The organism is Dictyobacter sp. Z7_2 (assembly GCF_057551105.1).
Genome location: NZ_BAAJPE010000001.1, coordinates 2,169,216 through 2,184,633, shown reverse-complemented (window position 1 = coordinate 2,184,633; position 15,418 = coordinate 2,169,216). Strand labels below are relative to the sequence as shown.

At 49.0% G+C, this 15,418-nt stretch carries 15 protein-coding genes and 1 pseudogene; 4 read left to right on the top strand and 12 right to left on the bottom strand.

The annotated features are described in order from the left end of the window. Positions 1 to 18 precede the first annotated feature (18 nt). The 4 genes from AC27N8_RS08710 to AC27N8_RS08695 all read right to left on the bottom strand — a co-directional run bounded on the left by AC27N8_RS08710 (position 19) and on the right by AC27N8_RS08695 (position 2,578). A complete protein-coding gene (locus tag AC27N8_RS08710) occupies positions 19 to 1,005 on the bottom strand; it encodes an ABC transporter ATP-binding protein (RefSeq protein WP_487066010.1) in 987 nt (328 codons plus the stop codon). Beyond that, positions 998 to 1,219 carry a helix-turn-helix transcriptional regulator gene (locus AC27N8_RS08705; protein ID WP_487066008.1) on the bottom strand — a complete coding sequence of 74 codons (222 nt, stop codon included), beginning with the start codon at positions 1,217 to 1,219 and terminating at the stop codon, positions 998 to 1,000. The genes AC27N8_RS08710 and AC27N8_RS08705 overlap by 8 nt, the downstream gene beginning before the upstream one ends. 16 nt (positions 1,220 to 1,235) lie before the next feature. After that, positions 1,236 to 1,640 carry a hypothetical protein gene (locus AC27N8_RS08700; RefSeq protein ID WP_487066006.1) on the bottom strand — a complete coding sequence of 135 codons (405 nt, stop codon included), beginning with the start codon at positions 1,638 to 1,640 and terminating at the stop codon, positions 1,236 to 1,238. 455 nt (positions 1,641 to 2,095) lie between these two features. Continuing rightward, positions 2,096 to 2,578, bottom strand: coding sequence for a TIR domain-containing protein (locus AC27N8_RS08695; RefSeq protein ID WP_487066004.1), 483 nt, complete (start codon positions 2,576 to 2,578; stop codon positions 2,096 to 2,098). Between the two features lie 107 nt (positions 2,579 to 2,685). Here AC27N8_RS08695 and AC27N8_RS08690 point away from each other — a divergent pair, with 107 nt between their 5' ends. Continuing rightward, positions 2,686 to 2,877 carry a hypothetical protein gene (locus tag AC27N8_RS08690; RefSeq protein ID WP_487066002.1) on the top strand — a complete coding sequence of 64 codons (192 nt, stop codon included), beginning with the start codon at positions 2,686 to 2,688 and terminating at the stop codon, positions 2,875 to 2,877. Positions 2,878 to 2,887: 10 nt separating this feature from the next. Here AC27N8_RS08690 and AC27N8_RS08685 read toward each other — a convergent pair. Both AC27N8_RS08685 and AC27N8_RS08680 read right to left on the bottom strand, forming a co-directional pair. Next, positions 2,888 to 4,039, bottom strand: a pseudogene (locus AC27N8_RS08685) (IS3 family transposase). Between the two features lie 229 nt (positions 4,040 to 4,268). Beyond that, complete coding sequence (locus AC27N8_RS08680; protein ID WP_487066000.1) at positions 4,269 to 4,682, bottom strand: RDD family protein; 414 nt, start codon at positions 4,680 to 4,682, stop codon at positions 4,269 to 4,271. 576 nt (positions 4,683 to 5,258) lie between these two features. Here AC27N8_RS08680 and AC27N8_RS08675 point away from each other — a divergent pair. Beyond that, positions 5,259 to 6,266: an aldo/keto reductase gene (locus AC27N8_RS08675; protein WP_487065998.1), complete on the top strand. Its 1,008-nt coding sequence runs from the start codon at positions 5,259 to 5,261 to the stop codon at positions 6,264 to 6,266. A 38-nt stretch (positions 6,267 to 6,304) separates the two neighbouring features. Further along, positions 6,305 to 7,111 carry a carbon-nitrogen hydrolase family protein gene (locus AC27N8_RS08670; protein ID WP_487065996.1) on the top strand — a complete coding sequence of 269 codons (807 nt, stop codon included), beginning with the start codon at positions 6,305 to 6,307 and terminating at the stop codon, positions 7,109 to 7,111. A gap of 17 nt (positions 7,112 to 7,128) precedes the next feature. Here AC27N8_RS08670 and AC27N8_RS08665 read toward each other — a convergent pair whose 3' ends face one another. After that, entirely contained in the window at positions 7,129 to 8,328 is a 1,200-nt protein-coding gene (locus AC27N8_RS08665) for a class I SAM-dependent methyltransferase (RefSeq protein WP_487065994.1), read from the bottom strand. Positions 8,329 to 8,574: 246 nt separating this feature from the next. On the opposite strand from AC27N8_RS08665, the gene AC27N8_RS08660 reads away from it, so the two are divergent. After that, complete coding sequence (locus AC27N8_RS08660) at positions 8,575 to 9,417, top strand: DUF4352 domain-containing protein (protein WP_487065992.1); 843 nt, start codon at positions 8,575 to 8,577, stop codon at positions 9,415 to 9,417. Between the two features lie 208 nt (positions 9,418 to 9,625). Here AC27N8_RS08660 and AC27N8_RS08655 read toward each other — a convergent pair whose 3' ends face one another. From AC27N8_RS08655 to AC27N8_RS08635, 5 genes are all read right to left on the bottom strand, one after another. Next, positions 9,626 to 10,582 carry a hypothetical protein gene (locus AC27N8_RS08655; protein WP_487065990.1) on the bottom strand — a complete coding sequence of 319 codons (957 nt, stop codon included), beginning with the start codon at positions 10,580 to 10,582 and terminating at the stop codon, positions 9,626 to 9,628. Between the two features lie 326 nt (positions 10,583 to 10,908). Beyond that, the gene (locus tag AC27N8_RS08650; protein ID WP_487065988.1) at positions 10,909 to 11,361 is read right to left on the bottom strand and encodes a hypothetical protein; all 453 of its coding nucleotides are present in this window, start codon (positions 11,359 to 11,361) and stop codon (positions 10,909 to 10,911) included. Positions 11,362 to 11,447: 86 nt separating this feature from the next. Beyond that, positions 11,448 to 11,945, bottom strand: coding sequence for a CoA-binding protein (locus tag AC27N8_RS08645; protein ID WP_487065986.1), 498 nt, complete (start codon positions 11,943 to 11,945; stop codon positions 11,448 to 11,450). A gap of 5 nt (positions 11,946 to 11,950) precedes the next feature. Further along, on the bottom strand, positions 11,951 to 13,285 hold the full coding sequence (locus AC27N8_RS08640; RefSeq protein ID WP_487065984.1) for an O-acetylhomoserine aminocarboxypropyltransferase/cysteine synthase family protein: 1,335 nt from the start codon (positions 13,283 to 13,285) through the stop codon (positions 11,951 to 11,953). A 134-nt stretch (positions 13,286 to 13,419) separates the two neighbouring features. Next, complete coding sequence (locus AC27N8_RS08635; RefSeq protein ID WP_487065982.1) at positions 13,420 to 15,213, bottom strand: hypothetical protein; 1,794 nt, start codon at positions 15,211 to 15,213, stop codon at positions 13,420 to 13,422. Positions 15,214 to 15,418 lie beyond the last annotated feature (205 nt).

Here is a 15,418-nt window from a genome sequence, read left to right as displayed (position 1 = left end):
GGCGGAAACCTTAAGCTATTAAGCACTTCTTTGACTGAACGCAGGTCGCTCATCGCCGTCGTTCATGGCAGAAGTATAAACGTCTTCCAGCGTTGAATGCTCGTTGGTGACAGAGACAATCTGGGCGCCAGCCTGAACTAGCAGCGTGAGTACATGCGGGTTCAGGCTATGTGGCTGCTTTGTGCGATATTCCAGGAGTTGTAAGTGAGCATCATCATGGAGCGATGAGGGCAGAGCGCCCAGTTTTGGCTCAATAAGTCCTTCGATGTGCTGTAATGTATCCAAAGCGGATGGGGGAATATCGGCTAATTCGATGCGTACCAATATATTGCCAGTGGCCTGTGCACGCAAAGCGTCTGGAGTATTGCAAGCAATGATATGTCCCTGCCGAATGAGAGCGACTGTATCAGCCAGACGCTCAGCCTCATCCAGGTCGTGCGTGCAGAGAATGATACTACGGCGCTCATGTTTGAGGGTGAGGATCATCTCACGCACATTCCGGGCGGATAAAGGATCCAGACCCGACGTCGGTTCATCCAGATATAGAACAGCCGGTTCATGGATCAGCGCACGCGCCAGGGCGACCTTTTGCTTCATCCCTTTAGAGAAGCTGGCCATTTTCTCTTTCTGATGAGCACCCAATTCAAAAAATGCGATCAATTCCTGAGCACGGCGTAAGCGATCTTTGTATGGCATGCCATACAGCTTGCCAAAGAAATCCAGGTAATCTGGCAGTGTCATCTGCTCGAATAAACCCGGGACATCTGTTACCAGCCCGATTGCGGTACGTACTGCCGTTGGATCGCGTCGCACATCATAGCCACTCACTATAGCGGTACCCTCGGTTGGAGCCAGTAGCCCTGAGAGCATACGTACCGTCGTTGTTTTGCCCGCGCCATTTGGGCCGAGCAGCGCAAGGAGAGAACCATCGGGGACACTCAGTGAAACATCCGAGACGGCTGTAAATGTCCCGAAACGTCTGGTAAGAGACTGCGTTTCAATCATATTTTGGCTTCCTTTCTAATACAGGATCATCCTGAAAGATTTCTTCGATAGGCAACTGGAAAAGGCGAGCAATCTTAAATGCCAGCGGCAAACTGGGATCATACTTCCCGGTTTCAAGCGCATTGACCGTCTGGCGCGAAACTCCCAGGTATTCGGAGAGTTCGGCCTGTGACCAGTTGTGCTCGGCCCGCAAAACTTTCAAGCAGTTTTTCATCGTATACTCCATTTGCTCACTGATACCATCGTGATGCAATGGTTGTACCGATGCCCCATAATGCAATCATGAGGGGAGGAATCCAGATCCAGCTAATGGCTGGAAAACCGGCATATTCGAGCAGACCGTAGGTGAACGTCACCACACAGGTGACACCAAAGCTTAAGGCGAATGCCTCCAATTGGATACGCCTCTGCAATTCATCAATGCGGCGAAAAAAGCGTAGAAACGCCAATAGCGCAAAGAAGATAGGGATCATTGGAGCCAATGACAATGGAATGCGCCACCACGCTGAGGGTGCGCTATGTTTAATCAGAAAGACTGCGATAATAAGAAGCACTGCATAGGCCAGCATGGCAGTCAAAAATTCGCGTTTATAGGTTTTTGAAACTGATCCATTATTTGAATCTGACTGGGTCATAACAAGATGTGTTCTTTCTAGAGGCTAACTGCATCCCCAATATGTAAAGCAAGCATGTCTTTTTGTCAAGTCTACTTGTCATATTATAGTTAATGATAAGCATTTTTGTCAAGTGTCCTTGTCTTTTTGTCTGGGAATTGCTGGATGATGGCCGTGAGGTTGTCGGTCTGCGTTAATAAAGGCTTCAGGTCAGTCGAGGAATCTGTTGGCGCATTGTGTTCGGATAGAGATTATATCTCCTTCGCGACACGATCACGTTTGTATGTTGTCTGCATCCTTGGATGCTTCGATTGATGCGTATCGGACCAGCTTTCGCGCGCCTGTCTACCATCCACATGTGATACAGGTAATTCGGAAGATCGCTGCATTGCTATGTGAAAACTCCCTCCGAATTAGCCAGCTTCAATGGGTCTCACACCCAATCCTTCCCAGTTACACCGATAGGGAGTTCGCTCTTATTCTCTAGGAGTTTTCAATCTTGTAATCACTCTCTGGATTTCTTCTACAATTGAGGTAATTGCCTGGTTGCGATTTCTCGAGGCTGACACAGATCCTTTCCCTTTAGGTAGAGCTTGCATCTTACCAAAGAGACTATTCTCTCTCCAACCGGCAGTTTCGCGCACAATAATAGGGATGACAATGCTAAGACCTCGTTGATATCTACTCATAGATGGCATGAGTTCATTTTCATATAGCTCTTCGGAGGATATAAAATCTGGACTTATAAGTAACAAAATTATATCTGCTGTATTGATATATTCCCACTGTTTTTCCAGGGCAGACTCACCAGCTAAGCTAGTCCCCATATGTTGAATTTTTATTTCTTTATTCCTTTTCATCATGCTGAAATGTTTTTCTAGCATAATTACAAAATCTTCTTCTGCATCAGCATAGGATATAAATATTGATATTGGTCTATCTTTTGCTTGTGGTGGCATATCTAATTGATCCTCTCCTGAGCTTTTCTCGATTTTTCTTGTTTGATCCTTTAAATTAGCCTTGTTATTGTAGAGCAGCTCGAAAATCAAGTCAAGCATCGGCATGTATGGATATTACGGGCAGTGGAGAAGGGGGTGCGCTTCATTTTTTGCAGCATCCGTGTCAAGCGAAGCGAGGACACCGTAGCGTCGAACGCTTGCGTGCGATGTCCCACTCGACGTATGATCCAGGTCCCCAGCGTGGTGTGCCGGGATGCTGCTGTCTCGTACTGAGCTTGACCCACTTTCACGGACAGTAGGAACAGGTGGTTACATGATCAACGCCTCATATTGTGAAGGGCTCACGTACCCTAAAGAAGAATGACGGCGTTGACGATTGTAAAAGCATTCGATATATTCAAAGATGAGAGATCGCGCGAGAACCCTGGTTTGAAAGGGTGAGCGCGGGACACATTCCCACTTCAGCGTGCTCCAGAAGGACTCCATTGTCGCGTTATCGTAACAATTCCCGGTTCGGCTCATGCTCACGCTCATTCCTTGAGATATGAGATACTGCTGGTATCTTAAGCTCGTGTATTGGCATCCGCGATCAGAATGATGCAAGAGACCCTGCTCCGGATGGCGGCGTTGCACAGCCATGTGCAATGCATTGTGTACCAGTGTCTCATCTTGGATCGGAGCCACTGCCCAGCCCACCAGTGATCGAGAACAGAGATCAAGAACTCCTGCAAGAAACAATGGGCCCTCTTTCGTCTCCAGTATCGTCACATCCGCGACCCACTTTTGGTTGGGAGCTGCTGCTTGAAAGTTCTGGTTCAGGACATTTTCCTCCTTCTGATGGGTGGGATCCTGGTGCGTTGTCTGGATACGATGCCGCTTGATACGGGCACAAAGGCCACGTTCTTGCATCAAGCGAGCCACCCGCTTGCGCGAACAGTGATAGCCTTGTGCTTGGAGTTCCACATGAATGCGGGGGCTCCCGTAGCACGATCGATTCGCCTGAAAGGTTTCTTCAATGATGTTCTTAAGCTTGCCATCTTCTCGTGCATGTTGGCTCTCCGGGTTCTTTTTCCACGCATAAAACCCACTGATCGAGACCCCAAGGGTCCTACAGAGCCGTGAGACAGGGTACTCTCCTTGATGATCCCCGATAAATCGATAGATCATCGCTCTGCCTTGGAAAAGATGGCAATGGCTTTTTTTAAGATGTCACGCTCCTGTTGTAAAATGATATTTTCCCGGCGTAACCGATGAACTTCTTCATCTTGAGGCGTCTGATGACCGCTTCCGGGAAAGGCATCCTTGCCGTGTTTCATCATCTGATGCTTCCATCCTTGAACGGTATTCGTCTTCGAGACCAAGATCTCGTGCGACTTGAGCAAGCGGCTTTCCACTGCGAGCGATCAAATCAAGCGTTTCCTGTTTAAATTCTGGTGTAAAGACGTTTTTACCCGTTTCCATTTCTTTCCTCTTTCATAGTCAGTATACATGTGTTCCTACTGTCTATAAAAGTGGGGCAAGGTCATACGAGCTCCTGGGACATCGCACGCAAGCGTTCGACGCTACACGGTCTTCGCTTCGCTTGACACGGATGCTGCAAAAGAAAGGCTCCTTTGCAAAATAATTTGCAAGAGAGCCTTGCTTGATGCATCCAAATTAATTTGAATGTTTGAATATAGTGAGCGAAAAGTTACTTTCTGACTACAAAGGTATGGGCAACTTTGTCGCCGAGGCGCTGATTGCTAGCTGAGGTCCAGATGAGGATGACTCCAATAATATAGGCAAATGGCAATATATCGATGATGCGCAGAAGATTGCGAATGATCGACTCTGTCCAGCTAATGGGTGCTCCACTCTGATTGACTACGCGCAAGCCTAACGCCATTTTACCCAGGGTGGCTCCCTGAGTAGCTTCCAGGACGATATAATACACTAAGGCAATGATTCCAGTGATCGTCTCGCCTATAGCTAGCTGGTCTTTCAGCAAAAATCCCAGAATTCCTCCAATAATACCCAAGATAATACCATCGAGAAAAATTGCCACAAAGCGTCTACCGACTCCGACTCCCTGTAATGCTGTTGGTGCCTGTTCTTGATAACTCATCTAACCCTCCGAATAATGCCGATAATTTGGTTTCCAATAGTTAATGACTGGATCCTCCTTCAATAGTAAGATATTATATTGAAGACGTCAATAGTTATGAATTCTATCAATTTATGGAATTATTGAATAAATATCCTATAGCTTAGAAAATTTAATTTCAATGATCTCCTTAAACGTAGATACATAAAAATACAACCTGTACTGTCCTATCTTGATAACATGATAAATGCCCCACGCTGTTTTTAGCGCATATATCGATTTATTCATTCGAGTGAATAAATATAGTAGGCACGTAAGATAGTGTTATCTGTAAGAAGCACATGGGTTCCAATTAATAACAGCAGTATCATTTCTGATGCAAGTGTAACAGGAACTGCTCCTGTCTCAAAGATCGTTATAGCTCGTGTGTGCATCGTATAGGTATCGCTTAAGCGGATAGCGAGGCGTTTTTTTGTTGCTTGCTTGCAGAAGCGGAGTGCCAGGTGATATGTCTATACGTATAAAAGATAAATCACATACGCCATTGGTGGCGCTGATATCTGTAAGATGATGATGTCGTAAAGAGAGGATTATATAATGCGGATAAAACGTCTTGGAAGTACAGGGCTGAAGGTGAGTGAAGTGTGTCTGGGGACGATGACCTTTGGAAATCAAGCTGATCAGGCAACGGCCTTTGAGATTATGGATGCCGCTGAGCAAGGTGGCATTAATTTCTTCGATACGGCCGATGTCTATCCGGGAGGACCATCCAGTCTCACAGGCATCACGGAGGAGATCGTAGGAAATTGGTTGCATGAGCGTCAGGCACGTGAGCGGATTGTTCTGGCTACGAAGTGCTACGGTCGTATGGGTCCTCATGCGAATGATCAGGGCTTGAGCCGCCGTCATATCATAGCTGCCTGCGACGCGAGTCTGAAACGCTTGCAGACCGACTACATTGATCTCTATCAGGTACACCAGTTTGATGCCGAGGTACCTCTGGAGGAGACGCTGCGTGCCCTGGATGATCTGGTCCGAGCTGGCAAAGTACGCTATGTCGGCTGCTCAAATTTTCCCGCCTGGCGTTTATCCGACGCTCTTGGGATCAGTAAACTGCACGATTGGGAGCGTATTAACTGCGTCCAGCCGCGCTACAATATCCTTTTCCGTATGATTGAAGAAGAACTGCTTCCCTTGTGCCAGGAACATGGAGTCGGCGTCATCGTGTATAATCCGCTGGGAGCCGGTATGCTGACCGGACGCTATGTCGAGCAGCAGGCCGCTGAGACCGGTACGCGCTTCACGTCCTCAAATCCCAATGACCTCTATCGACGTCGTTATTGGAATGATGCTGTTTTTACGGAAGTGAAAAAGCTGTACGAATTCATGTCTCCACGGGGTAAGAATCTTACACACGTTGCCATCGCCTGGGTGTTATCCCAGCCAGCGGTCACCAGCGCGATCCTGGGAGCCAGTCGTCCCGAGCAGCTTAAGGATAGCTTGCAAGGAATCGAACTCACGCTTGATCAGGAAGAACTCAATGCCTGCGATGAGCTGTGGTATAATCTGCCACGCATTCGCGATAAAGAAATCGCCAGACGCTAGTCACTAGCTGCCAGTTATTAGAGAAAGGGAGGCCTTTGATGTCCGTAACGACGATTGCAGTCGCTCAATTACAATCTGACGTTGATCCGCGTGAGAATCTGGCCAGAGCGGTCGATGCAATCGATCGAGCAGCTCGACGCGGCGCACGTATGGTCATCTTACCCGAAATTTTTATGGCTCTCATCGTGAAGGAGCATTTTACTGCGTCCTACGCCAGAAGCGTTTCTCAATCGCTGGATGGTTTCTATGTCTCTGGCTTACAGGAGGCGGCTACACGGGCTGGCGTCTGGGTTGTGAGTGGGATGCTGGAGACGGCTCTCGCTACAACTGATAAGACCTTTAATACGACTGTTGTGATTGATGATCATGGATCGTTAATCACATCGTATCGCAAGACGCATATGTACGACTCCTTTGGCTTCCAGGAATCAGCCGTCTTCGCCTCCGGGGATACGCTCTTTACTCCGCTGGAGACTCCCTTTGGACGCATGGGACTCTTCGTCTGTTATGAGTTGCGCTTTCCTGAGATCGCGCGCATTCAATCTCAGCAGGGGGTTGACTTCTTTGTGATGCCTTCCGCCTGGGTGGCAGGAGCGTTGAAAGAGTTGCATTGGCAGCATCTGGTGGCGGCCCGTGCCATCGAGAACACCGCCTACATGCTGACCTGTGATCAAGTTGGTAACTCCTACCTTGGACGATCCCTGCTGATCGACCCGCTTGGTGTTGTCATGGCTGAAGGCACTGAGGGCGAGTGCCTTATTTATGGCGATGTTGATACTCAACGCCTGGCTCAGGTGCGCGAACTGGTTCCCGCGCTAACACATCGCCGCCCCGAGCTGTTCTGATTGCGGGGTGCGTGACGCTACCCGGGGAGGATTTTTTCGGCGACGAGGGTAAATGTTTTTGGCAGGCCGATATCATCGATTTTGCTGTTGGGCTCTTCATCGAGGCTGCGTATGAAGAGTCCGGCGGCTGCGAAGGCGCTGACGATCTCTCCGAGGGTCCATTGGCGCAGGTAGACGCGTTGAGGCGTGCTTTGTTCGCTCTCCAGTAGATGTTTGCTGAAGGCGACGTTCTTGACGGTCAGTGTTTTGTCGAAGTAGTTGCCCGCTACTTTGTGCTTTTTTCCCTTGGATGCGATCAGTTTCGTCGTGACGGGATGGAAGTCCTGTAGGATGAGGCGTCCTCCAGGTTGGAGGAGCTGCTCGACGATCCGCGCCAGCGGCTCAAGGTCGATGAAGTAGTGGAGAATGCCTAGCTCCATGAGGACCAGATCATAACTGCTGTCGAGTTCAGTGTTTGCAAGCTGAAGGACGTCGGCGACAAGATAGCGGATCTCTACCTCGGCGGCTAAGGCTACTTCGCGGGCGTAGCGAGCATTCTCTTGCGAGATGTCTACGATAGTGACATCTGCTCCCAGCAGAGCCATCGCGATCGCCTTTGCTCCATGCGATCCCAGTAAGTTGATAACTTTTTTGTCTGTCAGTAGTCCTAGCTGCCTGCTAATTGAGGATAGACGCGCTAAGGGATCTTTACGCAGGCGCTCGGCCATATGTGCAGGCGTACCGTGACGATGTATCCAGGCTTCGTAGGCGTCCTGATTCCAGGCTGCCTGATTGAGTTGGCTGTTGTGACTCTGGATGCTCTGTAGATGCTTCTTAATGGCCTGATAGGTTGGATCTGAGTGTGATAGAGTGTGTAGGTAGTAGTCCAGGGCTTTGATCCAGATATGTCGTCCCTCGTGCTCGATGGCCAGACGATCTGGATCTGTCTGTACAACGGTGTTGCGAAAGCCATAGCATTGGATCTTCAGCGTCTCGTTGTACGCATGGAAGAGTTCGTAGCGCTCTCTCTGCTCTATCTCGCTGGCGGCATGGAAGAGCTTATGGGCTTGCGGTAGTACATCCCATTGGATAGAGAGCTCTATCTTGTCAGGAGCGGTCGAGAACACTCCCTGGACGAAAAGCGCGGACGTGCCAAGCAGTGTATAATCAAGTGAGCGCGTCTGTAATGTATCGATGACAGCTGTAAGTATCCGCCACCAGTCATTGTGGGATGCCAATAGATTCACCTCGCATAGTTTATGTGTCTCTATTGTATCTCACGTCGTTCAATGCTGTGAGTGAAGCCGCATCGAAGGCTCAGACCTTTTCTGGGTACGGATGAGGAACTAATATTTGCTTGTCTTGTCTAATTCGTTCTGTTATACTACGCTTTAATCGAAACATAGTAATACATAAAAGCGCCATTTTTACCAGTATAGTATAAGTTTTAGATATATTCGTCGTTGAGAGGATTTATACTTTTTATGGATCATTATCCTAATCAACCGCAACCTGAGCGTGATTGGCAGAATCCTTCAGATGCAGCGGGACAACCAGGCGGTCCGCAACAACCCCCGGTCTATGGACAACCTCCATGGGGAGCGCCGGCCTATCCCCCCTATGGACCACCCGAAGGTGCACCACCATATCCTCCGTATGGATATCCTGCGGGAGCGCCAGCCTATCCCCCCTATCCGGGATACATGCCAGGCCCTCCACCTCGAAAGAGCAGCAAGACCTGGTTATGGGTCTTATTGACGGTGATTGGCCTCTCCCTGGTCGTCTGTATTGCTTCATGTATCATTTTTACAACGGCCTTTGTGCCTGCTATTAGCTCATCAGTACAGTATGCGGAAGCGACGGCTTCGGCCGTGGCAACTCCTGATGATGGGACTGGCGGTGGAACTTTTACTCCGAATGTAAAAACGGTGGCGATTGGACAGGCTGTGACGATCAAGAATGTCGCTTGTACCCTTACTTCAGTGAAAATTATCGCTGGCGATGCTACTGCCAGTCCAAAGTCGGGTAATGAGTTTATTGCTGTCGATATCAAGCTGACAAATCATAGCCAGCAAGCACAGACGTACGATGCGTTCGAGTTTTATGTCGTAAACTCTGCCGGTAAAGCCAGCTTAAACTCTAATGTGGTGCCAGCCGCGTATAAGCAACAGCTGTCAAAAGGCGTACTCGCGCCAGGGCAGTCGGTTGAGGGCAAACTTGTCTATGAGGTTGTACGTAGCGATCATGGTCAGACGTTGGAATGGCAGCCAGATTTGAATGCCAGTCCACAAGATGCCAATATCGGTGCTTGGGATCTTGGATTGTAAAGCATCCTCTGCCCAAAGGGCAGGAACTTTGCTCAAAGTTGCATGGAACAAACTCTATCCAGCAGTTTCATCCAGGCTCCCGCCGAGTCTGGATGAAATTTTGATGCGCTCCGAGCGAAGGCGTCGATTGAGACCCCTTCATAGGAGGTCTCAACACTTGTATCTCCTATTTCTCACTAAGGATTTAAGATGGTGATGCTGGGTGCTATTACCAGGCATCCATATAGGATTGAGGTCGTGCAGTTGTTCGTCCTACATATTCTCGCTGACTTACAAATTCATTTATTTTTGCCCAATCCTTTGTCGGTAGGCTGTATGCTATTAAAGATTCATCTGAATGCCCAGGGGACACAACGTTATTTTTTTCAGCCAGATTCCTATCTAATTGTATAATTGTATGCTCCGAATTTGTTGGATCTCTTTTCTCGAAGCCAACGATAAGTGCTGATGCATCTTTTCCATTTTGAAGCATATCAGATACCTTATCGTATAAATGTTGGGAATAGGGGTTGGCGAAGGTTTCTGTTTTATCGATTTTGGTGTGATCATGCGATGATGATTGTTGTCCGTAAGTTTCTGGAGATTCACGCACAAAGTCTGTGTGTGCATGTGTTGAGAACTCGCTGGAAAGTTGCGGTGTTTGAAACTCGCTGAAAGGCTGCCCATGAGTCATATAGTCAAAGTTTTCATTGAAAACTTGCCCTTGCCTGTTTATCTCATTGACTTGTTGGGGAGGACGGCGACGGTCTGCAAATTGGGATGATGATTGTTGTCCGTAAGTTTCTGGAGATTCACGCACAAAGTCTGTGTGCACATATGTTTGAAAATCGCTGGAAAGTTGCGGTGTTTGAAACTCGCTGAAAGGCTGCCCATGAGTCATATAGTCAAAGTTTTCATCGAAAACTTGCCCTTGCCTGTTTATCTCATTGAGGTGATGGGGTAAACGTTGGGAAGCAGGTATGTCAGCGGATGCGCTGGGTCCCTCGTGCTGTCCGTCAAATGTACGTTGATACCGGATAACATTATCTAAAGGTTGCCCGGATCCTGATGGAGAGTGGGGGTGCTGTTCCCCGGTTTCCGAAAAGTTTCTCCGATCTCCTTTGTGTTGGGTTTGTTGGTATGTTTGGTCACTCGGATTGGAGTAATGTGATTCTCCTCGTCTCATGATAGAAATTTCCTCTTATTATAAGCGCTATGATGAACGCTAATGATTATATACTGAACTGGAGTTAAATTGACTAACCCCTCAGAAGCTGTAAGTTGGAGCATAAAAAATCAAAATTCCAGCAGAACAGCTATGCTCAGGTGCCAGACTGTGGATATCATACAGGATTTACATATATAAGGGAAGTCTACTAGGAAATTATTCATCGGTTGAGGATTTTACAGGCCATGACGCGCAAATATCTCTGGTTTTCGGAGGATAATCATCGAAAACCATGCGACTGGAGGATATAATAACCTTCTTTGTCGAAATTGCTGTATCTTCTCTTATTTAGAGAAAATCTTTTTGAATATAAAGTTGAGCCCCCCAATCACAAGTATGCTCAGCACAATCACTGTGAGAAGCGTCCCCTTGAAGAGCACGACCATAATGAGCATGAGGAGTATCACGAGGAGCGGATTTTTATACCAGAGCTCAGTGGATCTCTTGCTTAAAAAATAGCTTCCAATGGCGAGCGCCAGATACAGTGGCACCATAATCACGATTGGTACATGTAGTAGCACGACCGGGCTGATGAAGAGGATTGAGATGGGGAGTAGCAGCCAGGGATTATGATGCCAGACACTTCCTTTGCCTCTGGGTCTATTTCTATAGGCGAGCCAGGAACTTACTCCCAGGCCGATCAATAAGGCGAGCGCGTAGACATATGTTATCGTAGGAAGCGCATTTGTGGGAATACCAACCAGCGACAACAGTGTCGAATCTGTCTTGCTCTGCATAAATAAAATCCTTGCGTATAGTTTCTGAGTGCTTTAACTATACAAGTTTCTCTTGGAGAAAAGCAAGGAAAAGCTTATCAATTTGCTTACAATTTGCGTGAGAGGATCACTCCTGTATTCAATCCGATGGTATGCAGACCTCCGAAGAAGCGCGCATGCTCCATTTTGACGCAGCGGTCCTGTACAAAGATTAATCCAGCCTCCTGCGCTTTTTGGCGCGTTTCTTCGTTGCGAATACCCAGTTGTAGCCAGAGGACTTTGGCTCCCACGTTGACGGCTTGCTCGACAAATTGTGGCGTGTCTGCGGCCTTACGGAAGACGTCGACGATGTCGATCTGCTTGCCCGCTGCTTTGGCGTCGGCGAGCGAGGCGTAGACTGTCTGTCCCAGGATGGTTTGTCCGGCGTAGCGCGGATTGATCGGGATGATGTCGTAACCTTCTGAGAGCATGTAGATGCCTACGAAATGGCTCGGTCGATAGGGATCGGCTGAGAGACCGACGACGGCGATATGTTTGTAATCTTTCAAGAGCTTTAAGCGATCATACATGTCGGGCGTGAGTTCGCTAGATGTTGTCTCTGACATGGTGGTTAGGCTCCTTCTGCGTTGTTGACGCTCAATTGTATTTCCGGTACGGCTCTTCTGAGCGCCTGATCAAGGTCCCAGAGGATGTCTTCGATGTTTTCGAGACCGATCGAGAGGCGGATCAGGTCGGGCGTGACGCCTCCGGCGAGTAGATCCTCTTCTGCAAGCTGCTGATGGGTGGTGCTGGCCGGGTGGATGATTAAGCTGCGCGCATCCCCAATGTTGGCGAGATGGGCAAAGAGGCGTACGGAATTGATGACTTTTTTGCCTGCTTCATAGCCTCCTTTGACTCCGAAGGTGAAGACGGCTCCGCTGCCGAGGGGTAGATAGCGTTGGGCAAGCTCATAGGAGGGATCATCTGCTAAGCCCGCATAACGTACCCAGCTGACGGCCGGATGCTCATGGAGAAATTTGGCGACCTGCAAGGCGTTCTGACAATGACGATCCATGCGCAACGAGAGCGTTTCTACTCCCTGGAGTAGCAGGAACGAATTAAATGGACTGATGGTCGGTCCGGAGTCACGCAGTGTCTCCACGCGAGCTTTCATCACGAAGGCGAAGTCTCCAAAGGTCTCGTAGAAGCGTACGCCGTGATAGCCTGGCGATGGATCAACAACATGAGCAAATTTCCCATTATCCCAGGGGAATTTTCCGTTTTCGATCAGGATGCCTCCAATGGAGGTGCCATGACCGCCGATAAATTTGGTCGCCGATTGCACGACGATATCGGCACCATGCTCGAATGGTCGACAAAGATAAGGGGTCGCGAACGTGTTATCCACCACCAACGGCACGCCGGCTTCATGTGCGATATCGGCGACGGCGCGTATGTCCAGCACGTCGCCACGCGGATTGCCGATTGTCTCTCCATAGATGGCGCGTGTCCTGGCTGTGATGGCCCGGCGGAAGTTTTCGGGATCGGTGCTATCGACAAAGATCGTGTTGATACCCCAGGTGCGTAGCGTCAGATCGAATTGCGTATGAGTGCCACCGTAGAGATTGTTGGCCGAGACTAATTCATCGCCCGGCCTTAGCAACGTCATCATGACAACCATCTGAGCCGCCATCCCGGAAGCGGTCGCAACTGCTCCTGTACCTCCCTCAAGCGCGGCAATTCGCTCCTCAAAGGCGGCCGTGGTCGGGTTCATGATGCGCGTGTAGATATTTCCAAAGCGCTGAAGCGCGAAAAGATGTGCTGCATGATCGGTGTCATCGAAAATGTATGACGCTGTTTGATAAATTGGCACTGCTTGCGCACCCGTGGTTGGATCGGGACGCTGCCCTGCGTGCAGGGCCAGCGTATCAAATCCAAAGGTGTGGTCGCCATCGATTTCTGGCATAACGGCTTGCTCTCCCGATTATTTTATGATACCTGTCGCAAAATGAGAGGTACTCTAATCATAAAACAATATATACCATGAATATCTTCCAGCGCCAACTCGCAGGCCCGTCACGACACTACCGTTTCCCTGTTTCAGGCGTAGTTGACGTTGGCTATGACGTCAGGCTGTTGGTCGTAGGACGAGAGTATGGCATCCTGGATGTCCCGCAGTAGCTGCTCGGAGGCAGTGCCTATCTCGATTTCGTTGGCTTCCTCTTCAGTCATAGCGATGTGCATGTGATGGGCCAGCGCAACGAGTTCTTCTCCAACAGGAAAGTTCCTGGATCTCGAATGCATGCGCATAGGGCTGGTTGTTGGCGCTACGCTGTTCTGCTCAAATGGCGGCGTGCTCTCCGCAGCGAGTTGGATCGGCCTGGGCTGCTGGGAGGCGTGAGAGCCCGCATCTCTTAAATCCGGGCTGTTGGTATGCGTTCTCTGGTGGCGCAGAATCTTTATCTGCTCAAATTGAGCAAAGGCGGCATGGTTAAGCTCATCCATAAAGCGATCCATTCTATCGCTGCCGGCATGCATGCTGTCTTGTGGCTCGTCATAATCAAGCAGATCCTGGAAGACGCTTTTGATTAGATTGGAGAAATATTGATCGGGATTTTTGATGCTCAAGTCGTCCTGAATGCGGTTGATGAGCAACAGGCGGCGAAAAATAACCGCTGCATCCTGCTGCGATGCCTGAGGTGCATAATCGTGAAATGCCTGTGAAACTTCGCGCATGATCATCGATGATAAGAGTGGCAGACGCGTTAGATGCTGATTTTTTTGTCTGGCCTGCTCTCTCTCCGCCTGGGTTGTGGCGATGCTGGGAGTCCTTTGCTGCGTCTTTGGCTGCCTGCCTGCTGCTTGAAGGCTCATTGGCGGTTGCTGCATGTATGTTTTATGGTTGTCCGGTGCGTTGACCGGTGTGGATTGCTGTCTATCTGCTTGTGGCCTGGCGTTCGGTTTTTGCGCGTTGACTTCTGCTCGCAAATTTTGTGCCGGCGATGGCGTTTGCGCTCTTGCGTAGGATGCGTTTGACGGCGCCGCTTTTTCGGGTGCTTTCTGAGCGGTCAGACGCGGCTCGGTGATAGGCTCTCTGCTTTTAAGGCCAGGTTGGTTGGATGCGCTCTGTCGCAGATGTGGTACGCTTTGTCTGATTGGTTGCTCTTTTTCAGGCAACTCGGCATACGATGAGTCATACATATCGGCAAAACTGGCGTGCGAGAGCTTCTTTCCACGTGTCAGGTGTAGATGATTGCTCTTGATTGAGACAATGGTGACAGGCGGTACGTCTGTGTCTGCTTCTGATCGTCTGTCGTTCGATAGGCACGCGGTGTCGGGCATACCTGGTGCAGCGAAGAATGGATTGGTATGTGCTGCTGTGATGGGCTCCTGACTCGGTTCTGTATAGCTTGTAGAGATGGTATCCATTCGTTTGTCCGTTGCAATATCATCTATTAATGTGTTACGATGGCGATGCACGCGCACAAGTTGGCTGATCATTTGTAAAAACGGTGTGCAGTCATAATGGATACAATGTGTGCCACCATTATTTAGATCATCCCACTCGGAGATGATGATAAAGCCTTCTTTCGCCAATTTGCGGGCATCACGTTGTACCTGGCGTCGACTTTTGCCAAAGAGCTCCTCTATCTGCTCTTGCGCGAACCAGGATTTCTTGTCATTTTTTGCCCACAGCTGGAGCAAGCTCCTCATAAATGAGAACTCTGTTTTGGACATCCCGAGCTTGGAATAATAGTTTTCCAGTGCAACCGGAAAAAAGACGATACCTTCTGAGAGAAGCTCTTCGTCGTACATTTTTTGGAACGATTGTAGCTCAGGCTGATTTAAAAGTCCCCATTGTTGTGCCGTCACAGTGGAGATGATAGCACTCATACCCACCCCCTATAAAACAAAATCCCCAACAGTCACTCCTAACTTCATCCCTTGGTCAAAAATTTGTCGCTATTCAGGTCCCGTTTATATGACATATATCAGAAAGATTATGCTTTTGTTTATACGATTTTAGCTGCGTCTTTGTCGCTCTTTTTGGGTTCTATTCTACTATATCAGGGGCTGCTCATGGATTATTGGTTGGTCC

Excerpts from the sequence above, each read along its gene's own strand:
- AC27N8_RS08695 (WP_487066004.1), bottom strand. The coding sequence starts at position 2,578 with ATGCCACCACAAGCAAAAGATAGACCAATATCAATATTTATATCCTAT.
- AC27N8_RS08710 (WP_487066010.1), bottom strand. The coding sequence starts at position 1,005 with ATGATTGAAACGCAGTCTCTTACCAGACGTTTCGGGACATTTACAGCC.
- AC27N8_RS08640 (WP_487065984.1), bottom strand. The coding sequence starts at position 13,285 with ATGCCAGAAATCGATGGCGACCACACCTTTGGATTTGATACGCTGGCC.
- AC27N8_RS08650 (WP_487065988.1), bottom strand. The coding sequence starts at position 11,361 with ATGCAGAGCAAGACAGATTCGACACTGTTGTCGCTGGTTGGTATTCCC.
- AC27N8_RS08660 (WP_487065992.1), top strand. The coding sequence starts at position 8,575 with ATGGATCATTATCCTAATCAACCGCAACCTGAGCGTGATTGGCAGAAT.
- AC27N8_RS08705 (WP_487066008.1), bottom strand. The coding sequence starts at position 1,219 with ATGAAAAACTGCTTGAAAGTTTTGCGGGCCGAGCACAACTGGTCACAG.
- AC27N8_RS08675 (WP_487065998.1), top strand. The coding sequence starts at position 5,259 with ATGCGGATAAAACGTCTTGGAAGTACAGGGCTGAAGGTGAGTGAAGTG.
- AC27N8_RS08670 (WP_487065996.1), top strand. The coding sequence starts at position 6,305 with ATGTCCGTAACGACGATTGCAGTCGCTCAATTACAATCTGACGTTGAT.
- AC27N8_RS08635 (WP_487065982.1), bottom strand. The coding sequence starts at position 15,213 with ATGAGTGCTATCATCTCCACTGTGACGGCACAACAATGGGGACTTTTA.
- AC27N8_RS08645 (WP_487065986.1), bottom strand. The coding sequence starts at position 11,945 with ATGTCAGAGACAACATCTAGCGAACTCACGCCCGACATGTATGATCGC.
- AC27N8_RS08700 (WP_487066006.1), bottom strand. The coding sequence starts at position 1,640 with ATGACCCAGTCAGATTCAAATAATGGATCAGTTTCAAAAACCTATAAA.
- AC27N8_RS08690 (WP_487066002.1), top strand. The coding sequence starts at position 2,686 with ATGGATATTACGGGCAGTGGAGAAGGGGGTGCGCTTCATTTTTTGCAG.
- AC27N8_RS08680 (WP_487066000.1), bottom strand. The coding sequence starts at position 4,682 with ATGAGTTATCAAGAACAGGCACCAACAGCATTACAGGGAGTCGGAGTC.
- AC27N8_RS08655 (WP_487065990.1), bottom strand. The coding sequence starts at position 10,582 with ATGAGACGAGGAGAATCACATTACTCCAATCCGAGTGACCAAACATAC.